The sequence below is a fragment of the Peribacillus deserti genome (genome assembly GCF_002863585.1).
GTDB lineage: Bacteria > Bacillota > Bacilli > Bacillales > DSM-1321 > Paraperibacillus > Paraperibacillus deserti_A.
The window spans coordinates 1-15,602 of record NZ_PGUY01000034.1; the positions used below are offsets into that span (position 1 = coordinate 1).

13 protein-coding genes are annotated in these 15,602 nt (G+C 42.7%); 4 read left to right on the forward strand and 9 right to left on the reverse strand.

Annotated features, from left to right (window positions below):
* Window positions 1-126: 126 nt before the first annotated feature.
* The 6 genes from CUU66_RS11195 to CUU66_RS11225 all read right to left on the reverse strand — a co-directional run bounded on the left by CUU66_RS11195 (window position 127) and on the right by CUU66_RS11225 (window position 7,604).
* The gene (locus tag CUU66_RS11195) at window positions 127-1,656 is read right to left on the reverse strand and encodes an aldehyde dehydrogenase family protein (RefSeq protein WP_101642132.1); all 1,530 of its coding nucleotides are present in this window, start codon (window positions 1,654-1,656) and stop codon (window positions 127-129) included.
* A 60-nt stretch (window positions 1,657-1,716) separates the two neighbouring features.
* Window positions 1,717-2,610, reverse strand: a complete 894-nt coding sequence (locus tag CUU66_RS11200) for a R2-like ligand-binding oxidase (RefSeq protein WP_101642134.1) — start codon at window positions 2,608-2,610, stop codon at window positions 1,717-1,719.
* Between the two features lie 30 nt (window positions 2,611-2,640).
* Window positions 2,641-4,167 carry a class I adenylate-forming enzyme family protein gene (locus CUU66_RS11205; RefSeq protein WP_101642197.1) on the reverse strand — a complete coding sequence of 509 codons (1,527 nt, stop codon included), beginning with the start codon at window positions 4,165-4,167 and terminating at the stop codon, window positions 2,641-2,643.
* 87 nt (window positions 4,168-4,254) lie between these two features.
* Window positions 4,255-5,241: an MBL fold metallo-hydrolase gene (locus tag CUU66_RS11210; RefSeq protein ID WP_101642136.1), complete on the reverse strand. Its 987-nt coding sequence runs from the start codon at window positions 5,239-5,241 to the stop codon at window positions 4,255-4,257.
* Between the two features lie 191 nt (window positions 5,242-5,432).
* Window positions 5,433-6,410 (reverse strand): ring-cleaving dioxygenase, encoded by a 978-nt coding sequence (locus CUU66_RS11215; protein WP_101642138.1) that lies wholly within the window; start codon window positions 6,408-6,410, stop codon window positions 5,433-5,435.
* Between the two features lie 486 nt (window positions 6,411-6,896).
* Window positions 6,897-7,604, reverse strand: a complete 708-nt coding sequence (locus CUU66_RS11225) for a S1 family peptidase (protein WP_219622791.1) — start codon at window positions 7,602-7,604, stop codon at window positions 6,897-6,899.
* 1,031 nt (window positions 7,605-8,635) lie between these two features.
* Here CUU66_RS11225 and CUU66_RS11230 point away from each other — a divergent pair.
* Together CUU66_RS11230 and CUU66_RS11235 are read left to right on the forward strand one after the other, a co-directional pair.
* A complete protein-coding gene (locus CUU66_RS11230) occupies window positions 8,636-9,445 on the forward strand; it encodes an ABC transporter ATP-binding protein (protein ID WP_101642142.1) in 810 nt (269 codons plus the stop codon).
* Window positions 9,446-9,547: 102 nt separating this feature from the next.
* On the forward strand, window positions 9,548-9,766 hold the full coding sequence (locus tag CUU66_RS11235; RefSeq protein WP_101642144.1) for a hypothetical protein: 219 nt from the start codon (window positions 9,548-9,550) through the stop codon (window positions 9,764-9,766).
* A 687-nt stretch (window positions 9,767-10,453) separates the two neighbouring features.
* Here CUU66_RS11235 and CUU66_RS11240 read toward each other — a convergent pair.
* Window positions 10,454-11,422, reverse strand: coding sequence for a proline dehydrogenase family protein (locus CUU66_RS11240; RefSeq protein WP_101642146.1), 969 nt, complete (start codon window positions 11,420-11,422; stop codon window positions 10,454-10,456).
* Between the two features lie 768 nt (window positions 11,423-12,190).
* On the opposite strand from CUU66_RS11240, the gene CUU66_RS11245 reads away from it, so the two are divergent.
* A complete protein-coding gene (locus tag CUU66_RS11245; RefSeq protein ID WP_101642148.1) occupies window positions 12,191-12,634 on the forward strand; it encodes a hypothetical protein in 444 nt (147 codons plus the stop codon).
* Window positions 12,622-12,912, forward strand: a complete 291-nt coding sequence (locus CUU66_RS11250; protein ID WP_101642150.1) for a YxcD family protein — start codon at window positions 12,622-12,624, stop codon at window positions 12,910-12,912. The genes CUU66_RS11245 and CUU66_RS11250 overlap by 13 nt, the downstream gene beginning before the upstream one ends.
* Before the next feature lie 490 nt (window positions 12,913-13,402).
* On the opposite strand, the gene CUU66_RS11255 is transcribed toward CUU66_RS11250, so the two are convergent.
* The gene (locus tag CUU66_RS11255; RefSeq protein ID WP_101642152.1) at window positions 13,403-14,050 is read right to left on the reverse strand and encodes a hypothetical protein; all 648 of its coding nucleotides are present in this window, start codon (window positions 14,048-14,050) and stop codon (window positions 13,403-13,405) included.
* Between the two features lie 16 nt (window positions 14,051-14,066).
* The gene (locus tag CUU66_RS11260) at window positions 14,067-15,449 is read right to left on the reverse strand and encodes a selenium-binding protein SBP56-related protein (protein WP_101642154.1); all 1,383 of its coding nucleotides are present in this window, start codon (window positions 15,447-15,449) and stop codon (window positions 14,067-14,069) included.
* Window positions 15,450-15,602 lie beyond the last annotated feature (153 nt).

Here is a 15,602-nt window from a genome sequence, read left to right on the forward strand (position 1 = left end):
GTCTCACCTGTCCCGCTGCTCCCGCAGGAGTCTCGCACCTTACGTTCCAATCAACCTGTTTAAAAATTGGTAAGTTTACAGAACTTATTTAAAAACAACAATCTTTTAGAAAAGAGCCTTCTTTTTTTATTCCTGTATATCAGAGAAAAGAAGACTATACCAGCTTCGTTTATGAATTTCTGGAACCATTGAAGTGTGGACATGCTTCACCTGTGTGTAGGCATCTAATGAGTGCATCCCCATTTCTCGGCCGATTCCGCTCTGTTTATACCCACCGAATGGTGCGTCATTGCGCAGCATGTGCCAATCATTGATCCAGACGACTCCGGCCTGAAGCCTTCTTGCAACTTCATAGGCCTTATTCACATCACTGGTCCAGACACCAGCTGCCAGACCATAAATGGAATCATTGGCCATTTGAATTGCTTCAGCTGCCGTTTTATAGCGGATGACGGATAAAACAGGCCCAAATATCTCTTCCTGTGCGATTTTCATGTCGTTTGTGACGTTAGTAAAAATGGTAGGTTCGATAAAATGACCCTCTTCACAGCCTGGTACAGTTAATTCTTTTCCTCCGCACACCAAGGTGGCGCCTTCTTGTATTCCTGCTTCTATATAAGAGAGAATTGTTTCTTTTTGCCGTTTAGAAATGATTGGACCCATGTCTGCAGCTGGATCCAGCGGGTTGCCCGGTTTAATTTTAGAGGCAAGCTTTACAAGGCCATCAACGATGACATCATGCAGATGGTCCGGGACAAAAAGACGTGTTCCGGATTCACAAAGCTGGCCTGAATGCAGGAATACTCCAAATAAACTTCCTGGCAGAGCAAGACTGAGATCTGCATCCTCCAATATAATGTTTGGAGACTTCCCTCCAAGCTCGAGAGTGATATTTTTGATTGTCCCGGCAGCAAGCTGCATGATATTCCGGCCCACCTCAGTAGAACCTGTAAAGGCTACTTTATCGACTTTTGGATGGCTGACCAATGCTTCGCCCACTTCGGCGCCCGGTCCTGTCACAACATTGATGACTCCGGGCGGCACCACCTTCGAAATGATTTCAGCCAGTTTTAACGTTGACAGCGGCGTATAGCTTGCTGGTTTGATCACGATTGTATTTCCCATGGCAAGAGCAGGGGCTATCTTCCACGTGGCAATCAGCATCGGCATATTCCATGGAGTTATGGCCGCACAGACACCGATCGGTTCCCTCCAAATAAAATTATGGGCAGGTCCTGGAAATGGCGGGGATGGCAGGGTTTCGGAAAAAGGATATTCCAGGATGAATTTTGCAAGTGTCTGGAAAAGGTCCGCCATCTGCAAGATATCATTGGAACCAATTCTTCTAACCGTACCGCCTGAACTGATGGACTCAAGGTACGCCAGCTCCTGAGCATGCTCTACAATGGCAGAAGAAATGGCGTATAACATTTGTGATCTTTCTTTTGGTTTCATAAGTTTCCAATCTGTATGATCGAATGCGTGTCTTGCAGCTTCAACGGCCCGGTCCACATCGGCTTCATTTCCCTTGGCGACCCTTGCTGCTAATTGCCCCGTTGCCGGGTTGAACACATCAAAGGTTTCCTGGCTCGCTCCTTGTTCCCACTGACCGTTAATAAATAACGGAAAGGTCTGTACATCTACATTTACAGTCATCGATTAGTCCTCCTCATTAAGATAGAACTGCATATTTTTCAGTTGCAAGGCCGTCTCTCCTTATAAAACACCAAGTTCTGTTTCATTCACTCTATAGATGTCCTCTATTCTTTTTCCTCTTGCCCGCGCCAGGATTTCCATTCTCACAGACAGCTGTTTCATGGTAAAATTCATCGTTTCCTCCAATGAGTTGCCGAATGAACTGATTTGGCGTCCTTCGGTTCCTTCCTGGTTGAGCCTGACTGCCAGCGGTGCCAATTCTTCCATCCTCCCCGAGACATATTCGTATAGATGAGGGTGCTCGCAAATTAAGCGCTGCAGCAAAAAGGTGCCATAGCCAATATGCCTGGATTCGTCTTTTTTCAAGTGGCCGATTCCTGTCAGAAGTCCCGGCATGATCCCGGCTGATTCTAAAGATTGATAGAAAGAGAAGTAACCGGTTTCAGCTAATACTCCTTCAACGAACATGTTATATACGGTTGATGCCTCTGCAATCGCTTCTGGTGATTGATCGGTTAACAGACGTTCCATTGCCGTCGGCAGGATTTCGTAAAAAATAGTTTTATAGGTATCCGTATGAAAGATGGAAAGGTCACCGCGTTCACCGAGTGCATTTAAAACCAGCCTGAAGAATTCCGTATGCTTTGCTTCTTCAAAGAGGAAGGTCGTTAAAAACATTTCCTCCTCGAGGCGCCCTTCCCTGGCAATCGCCATCATCAATGGCAGTAAATCCAGGGTCACGGCTTCCTCGCCGGCTTGAAATTGAGAGATCAGCTTAAGAATATCCTGCCGCTGAAGAGCGTTCAGGCGCTCCCAGTCTCTTACATCCTGTGAAAAATCAATGTCAGCTGGATTCCAGATGCCGAATTTCTTTGCTTTCTGGTAAAGCCGGAACGGAAAAGAGTCTTCAAGCAATCCCCTCTTACTGGTCGTTAGAATCGTCCGTTTATCCATAACTGCTCCTCCTCCTAAAATTAAGAGTATTTAAGATAGCGTAATCATCTCTGCTGCCTGGCTGCGCAGCCGGGTTTTTAATATTTTCCCTACTCCGTTACGCGGGAGTGCCTCCAGAAAAAGAACTTTTCGCGGTGTTTTGTTTTTAGCAAGAAACTCACCGCAATACTGAATCAGCTCCTCTTCGGTTACATCCGTTCCCTGTTTAGCTACGATACAGGCGACCATTTCCTCGCCCATGCGTTCATCCGGTATGCCTACAACCGCTGCTTCCTGGACACCGCTGTGCCCGGTCAGAATCTCTTCTATGTCTCGTGGGTATACATTAAAACCTCCCCGGATAATCAGATCTTTTTTACGGTCGACTATAAACAAATAACCGTCTTCATCCACTCTTCCTAAATCTCCTGTGAACAGCCAGCCATCCTTAAGAACCCGCCAGGTTTCTTCCTGATTCTGAAAGTAGCCGGGTGTGACATTGTCCCCTGAAACAATCAATTCTCCGACCTCTCCTGCGGGGAGCTCTTTGCCTGAATCATTCACTATTTTTATTTGCACACCAGGAATGGGAATGCCGACAGAGCCTGGTTTCACCGGCATGCTCCTGGAGTGTGCAGTAACGACGGGAGCAGCCTCACTCAAGCCATAGCCTTCCAAAATTTGAACACCAAATTTTTGCTGGAATGCATGTAATAGAGCCAGGGGCAAGGGTGCTGAGCCTGAGCTGATCCACTCCAGGCTGGACGTATTATATTGTTCCGCAGCAGGGTAGGAAAGCAATGCGTGAATCATAGCGGGAACAGCTGAAAAGTTCTTTACCTTGTACGTTTCGATGGCTTTACATACTTCTGATGGGTCAAATTTTGAAAAGACAACAATAGAACTGCCTGTAAGAAAACAAATGTTAGATACAGTTAAGCCAAATACATGGGCAAGCGGCAGGATGCCGAGGGTGGTGCCTCGTTCAGTTTCGTGGTGTACAGCTGAATGATAGGCATTGGAGTATAAATTCTTGTGGGTTAATAGAACTCCCTTAGGATTGCCTGTCGTTCCTGAGGTGTAGAGTATGACAGCAGTATCCTCGGGCTTGACTTCTGTATTTAATGTATTTTCTTCTTTGGCGTACTGAGTAACGTCATAAAAATTGTAAGCCCTTTCATTTTTAGGCTGATCAATAAGGATCAGTACCGGTCTCACTGGTAATTTCTCCATCGCCTTTTCAACCTTTTCAGCCACAAGGGATGAGGTTATAACGGCTTTGGCGCCTGAGTTCTGAATAATATACTGAATTTCTTTCGTATGAAGAGTGAACATGACAGGGACAATTATTGCTCCTGCCCTGGTTATTCCCTGGTAGCTGATAATTACTTCTGGACAATTGGGCATACAGACTATGACTCTATCTCCTTGGTGTATGCCAAGGCTGTGCAGACCGCATGCAAGCCCATCTGCCAGGCTTTTTACTTCTACATTCGTAAACTCTAGGCCATGATGATACAAAAAGGGATATTCATCAAAGTTTTCAATATTTGTTTCAAGAAGATCCTTTAGCTTCATATCAATCTCTCCCCCACCTTTAACAGCAGAATTTAATTCAGCTAGTTGTATGGAGCATCTTAAGGCTGTAAATGAATGCATACTCATTCATTTTATTGCTATAGTGATACCGCCTCCTTTCAAGGATGATGAAATCACTTTGTAGTAATGGACTTGTCCTCTGGTAAAGGATTCTACCTGTCCCCGGGATTCCAACAGATCCAAGTGACCCTGGATTTGGGAAAGGCCAAGGAATATCGTCCTTTTTCGCAGCTTCGGATAAATGAGGCTGCATAATTGATACACATTTTTTTCACCGGTTAATAGACACTCGAGTATATGAAGGCATCGTTTTTCCTGTTCTTCCATCCTTTTTCCGATTAACTCTGGGTGGTTATCAAAAGGCTCTCCATGTCCCGGATACACCGTACTAAGAGGAAGAAGCTTCACCCTTTCCAAGGAATTACGGTATTGCAAAAGAGACTTTGGACGGCTTCCTATACCGGGACGAGGAGGCTCGATAAAAGCATTGACCGAAAAGTCGGCAACAAGGTGGTCCCCCCCAAACGTGATTCCGGTGCTGGGATCCCATAAAAGAATGTCAGTCTGACTGTGCCCTGGAACATATACCACCTCAAATGGAATGCCGGCAGCCCCAATTACATCTCCATCCCGGACATATTTGACTTCAGGCCAGATTTCTTCGTTATATGTTCTGTTTGACATATGCTGTCCTGGATCGGCCCCGCATTGCTTCATAAACGAATAAAAGAATTCGTTTTGTCTTTGAAACTCACGGGCTCCGCCAGTGATAGTCCACTCAGCGTTTTCATGTACATAAACAGGTAGAGTAGCTTCTTTTAAAATTTCACTGACGCCTCCTGAATGGTCAGTATGCATATGCGTCAAAACAATAGAATCAAAGTCTCTAAGACTAAGACCATGCTGAGAAAGCTGTGATTTCAAATTATTCAATGAAGTACTGCCGGGATTGCCTGTGTCTATTAAAACAGCTCCGTCGCCGAGTACTGCATAGGCAAAAACGGAGCCTTCAGCAAATGGAGTTTCTAGCTTAATCGGAATAATCGTAATCATATGCCTCCCTCCTCTCTCAACCTGCAGGGAATCTCGCCAAAAAATATATGCAGAAATGATATAAATATGTACTATTTCTATTAATAGAGAAAAAAACCTTCTTCTCCAATTAAAAATTTTTACAAAAAATTCAAAAAGAATCTGCGTAAAAAAAACAGAACCAGCTTACTGATCCTGTTTTCGATTTATGCTTATTCTTTTATCAATTCTTTCGTGCTCCTCACCGTATCGATCGGACGGACTAAACTCTCAATCTGTTCACGTTTTGGCTCTAAGAATGGAGGCAGGGATAATTTTTCTCCCAGCGTTTCATATGGTTCATCACCCATGAAACCTGGACCGTCCGTAGCAAATTCAAAAAGAATCTGCGGTGCAACCCTTGAATATAGAGACTGGAAGAAGAAACGGTCGACAAATCCGGATGTCTGGAAGCCAAATCCTTCCATACGGCCAATCCATTCCTCAAGCACTGCGCGGTCTGCCACACGGAATGCTGCATGGTGAACCGTACCAAAGCCTTGGCGCGCCTGAGGAAGAACTGCATTATGCTCGGCGATCACCGAAGCCCCATTGCCGCCTTCACCAACCTCGAATAAATGGAAAGAACCTTCCTGGCCTGTTTCTTTGAAAAGAAGGACCTTTTCCAGCACTTCTTTAAAAAATTCAAAATTTGCAACCGTAACGAATATTGGCCCGAGACCCGTAATCGCGTACTCCAGAGGGATCGGTCCCTTCTGCCATGGAGTTCCTGAAGCGACTCCAAAATCGACTTCATCTGATATCAATTGGTACTGTTGGTCATCAAAATCAACAAAAGAAAGAGTCTTCTTGCCGAACTGCTCTTTTATTCCGGTATGTTCCACGTCCATTCGATCGAAACGCTTTACCCAATAATCGAGGGCCGCGTCACTTGGCACACGGAATGAAGTTTTAGAAATCTCATTTGTTCCATGTACGCCTTTTGGAATCCCGGGAAAATCAAAGAATGTCATATCTGTACCGGGACTCCCAGTATCATCCGCAAAGAAAAGATGATAGGTTTGAATATCATCCTGGTTAACCGTCTTTTTTACTAAACGCATACCCAGTACATATGTGAAAAACTCATAATTCTTTTCCGCACTGCTTGTAATGGCAGTGACGTGGTGTATTCCTTTTAAGTGGTTCATATGATTATCCTCCAATTAACAGCATCATTTTCTTTCCTCTACTATAAGTTTTTCCCTATATGTCGAAGAGGTACTCTAGATTTGCTTTTATTAATGAATTATCTCAAATTAAATTATCTTTAATTAAAGATAATTTATCATTATTCATTCATTTTTGTCAATGAATAATACTGAAGAAGTCAAAGGAGATTGTATGTACGTTCAGCTTTTTTATAGATGTATGATCTGAGAGAAACTTATTTATGCGACCCTTGCTATGCCGGACAGGAAGAAAGTATGAACCGGGAACAACAGTTGAAAAATACGACCAAACTATTTTGTATGACTAATAGAATTAAAAAAAGGCAGCCAGCTGCTGCCTTTTCAATGAATTCATATACTGAATTTACGGTAATCTAACATATTTGCTGAGGAATTGGCGCGCAGAGGGTGTATCAAGCCGGTATGTCGCACCTGTTGCTTTACACATCGCGTCTCCAGTAACTGTTACACCTGCCACAATATTTGTTTCACCTGGCCTGAACCTAAGAAATTCGGCCCTCCTGAATCGCCGTAACATGTTCCTGCATCACCTGCAGCTTCATTTTGTGACAAGCGGAGCCAGGTATTATTTAATGCACTAAATTGAGAAACCGATACTCTTCTCAATCCATCATACGGGTAATCAGGACCGCCAGGCTGGTTCACCGGCTCTTGCACACCGTAACCCACTGCTGTGAATGTCTGGTCATTCAGCTTTCCCTTCGCGGCCAATTGGTCAAAAAGACCCTCCTTTGGAAGAGAGGCAGGCTCAATATTTTTCACTGCTTGATCTAAAAGGACCACCGCAATGTCACAGGTATCGGATTGTCTCTGCGAATAAGCAGGATTAGTGACAGCACGCCCCGAATAAAGTTTTGTTTTATTGGTAATAGGTTCTACATCCTCATCAAAGCTTACCCATACTTGATTTTCCTCAGGCAGATCAGACGTACAGTGAGAAGCAGTTAAAAAGACTTTTGAATCAATCAGTGTGCCGGTGCAGATTTGGCGTTTCTCCCCGGTAGCGTCTGATTTCACAATCAACGCACCCACGTTCGGATGCTGATTGTTATCAGGCTCCCCATAGGTGATGGCCCCCGCCGGCTGTGCGAAAAGCATACTGGCAATACCTAGAACTGACAACAAAGAAAAAATCTTCTTCTTTTCTTTCACTCTCCTGCCTCCTCAACAAATATGTAATTTTAATATGAAACTCCTTTTTATTTCTAAAACGGAGTTTCTTCCCTTATTCCAGATGAAAAACAAACATAAGTCTGAATATTCTAACAAAACTTTAACACAAGATTTATTTTATACTAGTACATTTATACATTCTCAATAAAAATAGTGCCGCAGTTCTATATTAGATATCTATTTTTATATTTGATGCCAGAAAGTGTATTTTCCCTTAAAAGCGTAGATATAACGCTTCGTTCTTAAGTTTTGGCTGTTTTCGCAAACTTTGTTGTGATTGAACGAGGGGGTTGATTGGAACGTGAGGATGCTCGCGGACCTTAGGGGCGGGCGCCCGTGCCTCCTCGGCTTCACCTGTGGGGTCTCACCTGATAGAAAAGCGGAAGCGCCTTGTTCAGACCCGATAAAGAAGACTTGCTGATTGGCGAGCGTTAGCGAAGACAGAAGCTTAGTCGCGCTTACCACGCTCGAACGCCACGTCCTGTGGCCACGCCTGGCTCGCACATCCTGTGCTTCGTGCGTTAGCCAAGCATAAGACAAGCGGGGCGTGGAAAGCGGTTTTCCTTTCCATGGCCCGATTGGCTTATGACTCGAGGGTCTAGGCGCTGGAGCCGGACATTGCCCGCTGCTCCCGCACAGAAAAGCGGAAAGCGGTGCCTGCCCAATATATAAATATTAAACGCTCAGTGATAATCCCAATTGATATAAAAATCTAAACAAATTGGCAGGCAGAGACCCGACAAGCATAAGACGAGCCGGCTGTGGGGAGTGCTTTTCTCCCCATAGACGGATTGGCTTATGACTCGAGAGTCTCAGCTTGTAGCTGGATCAAGGAGTCTCGCACCTTACGTTCCAATCAACCTGTTTAACAATAGGGTAGGTTCACAGGACTATTAAAAAACTCTTTTAGAAAAGAGCCTATGTTTTACAATGATGTGCTTTTTTGCCAAACTTTAAATTTCATTGATTTTTGAATATAATGAATAGTATAACAAGTGAGGGGGATTGCCATGAAAGAGATAGATCGCATCATTTCCCTGCGAAATATTTACTGGCATCGTGATGGCAGAACCATTTTAAACAATATAACCTGGGATGTTGAAAGAGGGGAGCATTGGGCCCTGCTCGGGCTAAATGGTTCTGGTAAAACATCCATTCTAAAAATAATCACCGGATATCTATGGCCGAATGGCGGCGAAGTATCTGTATTAGGCAATACATTTGGGAAAACGAATCTGCCTGAGCTCCGAAAATCAATCGGCTGGGTCAGCTCATCGTTAGATGATCAATATCAGTCACGTTCCGGTGATTCTGTACTAGAGGCAGTTCTTAGCGGAAAGTTTGCATCCATCGGTTTATATGAACACATTACGAAGGAGGATGTTGAGAAAGCATGGGATATACTGGAGCAGTTTAAAATCAAGCATTTAGCTCACCAAAGACTCTCTTCCCTCTCCCAAGGAGAAAAAAGGAAAACGATGATCGCAAGAGCTCTTATCCCTTCTCCGCGATTATTAATATTGGACGAACCCTGTAACGGACTCGATATATATTATAAGGAGGAACTATTGTCGACCATTAACATTCTGGCCTCCACTTCAAGCGGCCCTACGATAGTATATGTGACTCACCATATCGAGGAAATTATTCCGTCCATTTCCCATACATTATTCATGAGGACAGGCGAGGTCGTCGCCCAAGGTCCTAAGAAAACCACACTCATTGAACCAGTACTCGAAGAAACCTTCAGAGTACCCTTGTCGTTAGGATGGGAGAATGAACGTCCTTGGATCAGGATCAAGACTTTTTCTACGACATGAACGATTTTATATGTAATCATTGTGTCTAAAATGAACCTCAAACATATATTTTAGTGAAGGATAAATACCATTCCTAACCTTTTCATATAGGAGAGACTAAATATGTTTGTAGTTCATTATTATGAAAATAAAGATCTTTTATTAAGCCAGCTGCGCCAAAGTGTTCCAGAGGTTGGTGATGCTTTGTCCATCAAGGGCAAGAAAGGCAAAGTATCAGAAGTGCAATCGATCGACGAACGAAGAGTCCATGTACATGTTGTTTTAGATAAAGTTATTAAGAATAAATCTACGTTGAATAGTTTGAAAAGACCTAGAAGGTAAGCAAAAATCCATGTTCCCGTTGTTTTTAGATAAAGTCATTATAAGTAAATCTACTGATAGTTCGAAAAGGCAAGATTGGCAAACTTTACGTTTATCCGATGTAAAAAACCTCCCTTTACTATTAAAGGGAGATTCAGGCTGCCCGGAAATTCTCGGCAGCCTTTTGTATATCTGCTTTAAGCGGCGTGCATGCTTCTCGCCCGGGGATCAGCATATCCCACGGAAGAAAAGCATAAGCACAATTGAATACGCATAACGCCCTCTATATAAGCATTGGATGAAGGGAGATCAGCATAAAGATTGGAAACATAAGCATAAATTGCAAAAACTTAATCATAAACCTCTTAAACATAAGCATAAGTACCTTAAACTTAATCATAAACCATTCGGCCTTATAATTAGCCCCTTAGTTATGTAAAAAAACTCTTTCAAAATACATGTTTTCATGAGCCGCGAGCAGTAATTTTTAAAAAAAGTCTTCATATGTCTGGTTCGGCGACAATAAATCAATAAAATTGGTCAAAACTGGTCTAGTTTCGCAAGGTGCGGGATTAATCACGGCCACCACTTGCGCGGGATCTTTGAAATTCAATGTCTTATAAATATATAGTCTTTTATGGTTCCAAATAGCACCACAAACTTAAACCTCCCTTTATCACTAAAGGGAGGCTCCATGTCTATTTATTCTTATTTTCTCTTGGTCAATCTGCCCAATAAATAAGCCCCTGCTGCTACACCAAGCATTGTATTCGTTTTCTTATTGAACACCTGCTTCGCAACAAGATTCAGGTTTTGCGGTCTTTCTGCAAGGCGGCGCATGAAGTAGCCGTACCAGTCCTGGCCAAATGGCACATACGTACAGAAATTATAGCCTTCACTTGCAAGCTTTAATTGAAGATCTTTACGGAAACCGTATAGCATCTGGAATTCAAATTTTTCATTTGGTATGTTGTTAGCCCTTACAAATTGTTTTACATGATTGATTACTTTATGGTCATGTGTAGCAATGGATGTAAATTTACCGTTCAGCAAATGCCATTCGATTAATTTTATATAGTTTTTATCAATGTCGCCTTTTTCTTGATAAGCAAGGTCCGCAGGCTCTTTATAGGCACCTTTCACGATACGCAGACGGAAGTTTTTGTATTTTTTGATATCCTCTTCAGCTCTGTAGAAATAAGCCTGGATAACGGTTCCAACGTTTTCATATTCCTTAGACAGTTCCTCTAGGATGTCGAATGAAGGCTGCAAGCGCTTCGTATCTTCCATATCCATATTAACAAATATATCATAGCGGCTTGCCCGGTCGACGATTTCTCGTACATTTTCCAGACAGAAAGCGTAATCAATATCAAGCCCAAGTTGAGAAGGCTTTAAGGAAATATGTGCATTCACCCTATTAGCATGAATCGCTTCAACGACTTCAAGTATTTGCTCCTTCGCTGCTGTAGCCTCTTCTTTTTTGAACACAAATTCTCCAAGATTATCAATCGTACAAGCTATTCCATGAGCATTCAACTCTTTAATGCTTTGAATAGCCTGCTCTAAATTTGTCCCCGCAACCACACTCTGCGCCCCTAATTTTAGTCCATATTTTTTAGCGGCAGTATTTAGAAATTCATTCTGAGAGAGCCCAATAAACAAATCTTTTAACATAACAAATTACCCCTAATTCATTTATTATTTTCCCTATGATTATAGCATACTTTTTTAATATAATATATTTTCAAATATTTCTATATCTTATTCCCCAAAAAACCTAAATGCCTCTACCATACGGTTTCACAAGCGCTTACACAAAAATGTTAAGCTTTTTAGAGGCCCTGTCACATATTTGACGGGATTAAGAATCTATAGTATTATAAAACTACAGTTGATAGTTTATCAGCTTACATGTTATTAACTTAATAGTACTCCAAAGGGGAGTAGCTTACAGTTCATGTCGTCAATACGTGATGGTTATATCACCGGCCTGACTGGCAACTTTTAAAGTTGTTTGCGAGACCTTTGCCAATTCGGTAAAGGGATAAAAATGATCATTTCAAGACCTTTACCAGAACATTTGGTGAAGGTCTTTTTGTTTTTCAATAAGGCTGTTTTAGAAAGATTGTTGTTCTTGTTGAACAAGGAGAGTGATTTCCACTACAGGATGCTCGCTTTCCGCGGGGCGGGCGGTGAGCCTCCTCGGCTTTGCCTGTGGGGTCTCACCTGTCCCTCTGCTCCCGCAGGAGTCTCGCACCTTGCGTTTCAAATAAACCTGCTTAACAATAGGGCAGGGTCACAGAATTTATAAATACAACATTCTTTTATAAAAGAGCCTTCAATAAAGGAGGAGTAAGCCAAAATCTACTCATGAATTATCATCTGAACAAATGTTTTTCAAAACAAACAAAATAAACTAATTAATATGGAGGAATAATCATCATGAAAAAAATTATAGCAGCCGTCATTTCCGCAGCCCTTATGTTTTCACCAGCTGCGAACGTAGTATTCCATGATCAGGCGCACACAGTTGAAGCAAAAGGATACAAATCAGGCAAGAGAAGCTTTAATACGAACCAAAACACTCAAACAAACAATACTTCGTTCTTCCAAAATAAAAAGCAAAACTCTGTATCAAACTCTAAACCTGCAACTACCCAGAAAGGCGGATTTGCTAAGGGCGGATTCATGAAAGGCCTGATGGTCGGCGGACTTGCAGGATTACTGTTCGGCAGTATATTTGCGAATATGGGTATGATGGGATCACTTCTGGGATTAATGATCAACGTATTAGCCATCTACTTTGTGATTTCCCTGATTCGGACTTTCTATGTAAATTACCGTAATAAAAAGCGCAGAGAGGAACAAGCTCAATGGAGAAACTAATCATTTCCGAGCAGGATATTATTAATGCAGTCTGTGTGTATATCTCCCGCAAAAAACAAATACAACCTGAAGAAGTCGAAGTTGAACTGTTGTATGACGATGACTACGGCTTCTCAGCTGAGGTTTATACGGGCGGCCGCAAGCAGGTGTTAATTACAGCAAATTTGATTGAAGCACTGCGATTATGGCTTGAGGAATATATGAATAGAGACCCTTATGCTGGGATTACTCTGGTACTTGATGATGAAGCCGGGATTATTGCTGAAATTAAGCAGTAGGTATCTTACTATAATGTAGTCTTTATCTAACCAAAAAGCGTGAATTCATTTAACAATAGAATTCACGCTTTTTATTTTGTGCTTTTATATTCTGGACACATAAAACACTTATCCTTCAATGGTCTTTCATAATATAAAATCATTTACTATATTTGGTTATAGATAATAAAGCGTAAAGCATTTGTTGTTGATAGGCTCATCAACTTGAATAGAAAAATATGAAAACCATCATTAAAAAGAAAAAACGTAATCCGGCGGTAATTTTTGCCGTGTCACGTTTTATCCTGTTCCTTCACTCGCTTTTCTCATATCCACATCATTTAGGGCAGAACTGCTTTTTTCTCTCCCTGCCTGCTTTAGCTGCTGTATCCCGGCCGCAATCGGCCATTCAGTCTATGATACTAAAACATTCTCTATATAAAAAAGCTGCCTCGAAAGAAGCTTCATGCCACTTTAACAGGTCCTCTTATATACGCCAGCGTTTCCTCGTTTAAAACAGCTCTCCTCCATGCATATGAACATGCCCTGGAACGGAACTGTTCATCAGGAGAAGGAATAACCCCACACCAATCAGCAGTACAGCCCATGCCAGTTCAAAATTCACTATAAATCTTCTGAAGCTGACTATGCCAAAATGATACACAATCATGGCAATGACCGTCATCGTTGTTAGCATAGACAGTTCATGCAGGAACCATAATGGAATGATGTCCGTTATTTCTGCTGCATTCAAAATAAAAGGCGCGAACAAGAGTCCGGAACCATGAGTTGAAGAGGCCAAAAATGACCATAAAACCAGCTGGCCATATCCAACATTCAATCCACCTGACCACTTGAAATGACGATAATAGCGGAATAACCGATAAAATCCGTAGAGCAGGATCAAAATAGAAATGACTATGTGTACAGTTTTAAGCGGAAATTGAAACCTTGCAAATGTTTGTAAGCCAACGGTCAGGCTGTCTCCTAAAAGCTGACCAAATGCAATCGGAACAAGAGAGTATAACAGAACCCGTCTTTCCCCTTTTTGCACGGCCAAAAACACAGCGAATAACCACCCCATAGCAGGATTGGTTCCATGGAAGGCACCCAGTAAAGAAGCTACGATAAGTTGATTATCATAATTGAATAGGTCCATTATGCATCCTTTCCCCTCATGGATAGCAGAATGTATCTGTAGAGGAATCTCCCCCATCAAGCCTGATCTGGTGAGCTCTTACATTTTTCAACTGAAGCAGGAACTTCTCATCGATGGTTATTCCACCTTTCGGGTTTACATCTACTTTAATCATTGCACCGTGAATTCCATCGGGATAGAACTGGTCATCCCAGGTACTATACAGAGAATTGGAAAAATAGACCCGTCTTCCGTCCCTGCTCAATTCCACCATCTGCGGGCCGCCTGTTATCTGGCTTCCGGATGGGTGAGGCACAGGATCAATTATTCCGCCAATTTTAACAACGCCTGTAAGACTTGGGTTAAAAGGATCGCTGACATCGTATTGTCTCAATTCACCGGTCCCCCAGCAGGAAACATATAGAAACTTGTCATCCAGTGACAGTACCATATCGGTTACCAGCGGTGGTACTGCCCCTACTCCTTTCAGCGCAGGAGGTAATTTGTCGGGATCAGCGGGCTTTGCGGGTATTTCAATAACCTTTTGCGCTTTCCATTCGCCTTCAAAGCTGCGATGCCAGACCCAAATAGAGCTGGCCAAATTGGTTACATCAATAACTACACTGGCAAAACCATAGGTTTTACGAGGGTCATGCGCTGGCCGCAGCTCTAAAACCATTTGGTGCTGGTCCCCAAAATCGATTTCAGCAATATGGCTGCGGGTGCGGCTGTCAAAAAAATGGAGTTTATGACCATATTGCCTATCTAAAAGGGCTTCCAGATTAAGACCATTTTCAAAAAGAGCCGGCGGAGCCCATTCACTGGTTACCGTAACATCATGTGCAATATGCCACCAAAAATCATAGGCATACTGCTGGGTCCCCCTGTCTATTTCCCAAGCGCCAAGTACATTGAAATTGAAGTGATCAAGCAGCAATATGCCTCCTGGGCCTCCATCACCTGCTGCTGCACCAAGTGCGCTAATAAAGATTCCTTCCGGCCCGCAGTGGACAGTATGCAGACGGCTGTATCCAGTCCTGCGTTTTATCTCCTCCGGTTCAATCGTGTGAACGATTTTCGGATTTCTCGGATCAGGTTTTGTATCGACAATGTACACTCGAGATGAACGGATACCCGGTACAATCAGGTATCTTCTTTCTAATTGGGGATGAAACGCGGTTGGACATAGTGCCGAGCTGCAGGCATTCCAGCCAAAATGGTGGAGCTCATCTTCCAATCCTTCCGGCAGCTCTAATTTATTTATCAGTTGTCCATAAGCATTAGAAGCAGGATCCAAATCCACTACTCCAATCGCATCCGGCTTTAATAATGCAACATAGGCAAGCTTTTCCGGTGGTGCCTCCATTGCCGATCTTGCTGATGGGTAAAATGTTGGATCTGTCCCAAATAATTTAGCCATCTAATATCCACCTTTCCTTTTAAGTACTGGTGCTGTCATATACCAACTAATTCGAGTCTATTAGTCGGAATTTTACGTGTAAATCACACATACCCCTCTTTCACTTTATGGCAGGTTACATTTGATTTATGACAATTCCTTTAAGCAATATTA

Bases quoted from the DNA above. Each gene is read 5' to 3' on its own strand.
- CUU66_RS11245 (WP_101642148.1), top strand. From the start codon at position 12,191: ATGAAAAAAATTATAGCAGCCGTCATTTCCGCAGCCCTTATGTTTTCA.
- CUU66_RS11230 (WP_101642142.1), top strand. From the start codon at position 8,636: ATGAAAGAGATAGATCGCATCATTTCCCTGCGAAATATTTACTGGCAT.
- CUU66_RS11235 (WP_101642144.1), top strand. From the start codon at position 9,548: ATGTTTGTAGTTCATTATTATGAAAATAAAGATCTTTTATTAAGCCAG.
- CUU66_RS11260 (WP_101642154.1), bottom strand. From the start codon at position 15,449: ATGGCTAAATTATTTGGGACAGATCCAACATTTTACCCATCAGCAAGA.
- CUU66_RS11195 (WP_101642132.1), bottom strand. From the start codon at position 1,656: ATGACTGTAAATGTAGATGTACAGACCTTTCCGTTATTTATTAACGGT.
- CUU66_RS11210 (WP_101642136.1), bottom strand. From the start codon at position 5,241: ATGATTACGATTATTCCGATTAAGCTAGAAACTCCATTTGCTGAAGGC.
- CUU66_RS11240 (WP_101642146.1), bottom strand. From the start codon at position 11,422: ATGTTAAAAGATTTGTTTATTGGGCTCTCTCAGAATGAATTTCTAAAT.
- CUU66_RS11200 (WP_101642134.1), bottom strand. From the start codon at position 2,610: ATGGATAAACGGACGATTCTAACGACCAGTAAGAGGGGATTGCTTGAA.
- CUU66_RS11250 (WP_101642150.1), top strand. From the start codon at position 12,622: ATGGAGAAACTAATCATTTCCGAGCAGGATATTATTAATGCAGTCTGT.
- CUU66_RS11215 (WP_101642138.1), bottom strand. From the start codon at position 6,410: ATGAACCACTTAAAAGGAATACACCACGTCACTGCCATTACAAGCAGT.
- CUU66_RS11255 (WP_101642152.1), bottom strand. From the start codon at position 14,050: ATGGACCTATTCAATTATGATAATCAACTTATCGTAGCTTCTTTACTG.
- CUU66_RS11205 (WP_101642197.1), bottom strand. From the start codon at position 4,167: ATGAAGCTAAAGGATCTTCTTGAAACAAATATTGAAAACTTTGATGAA.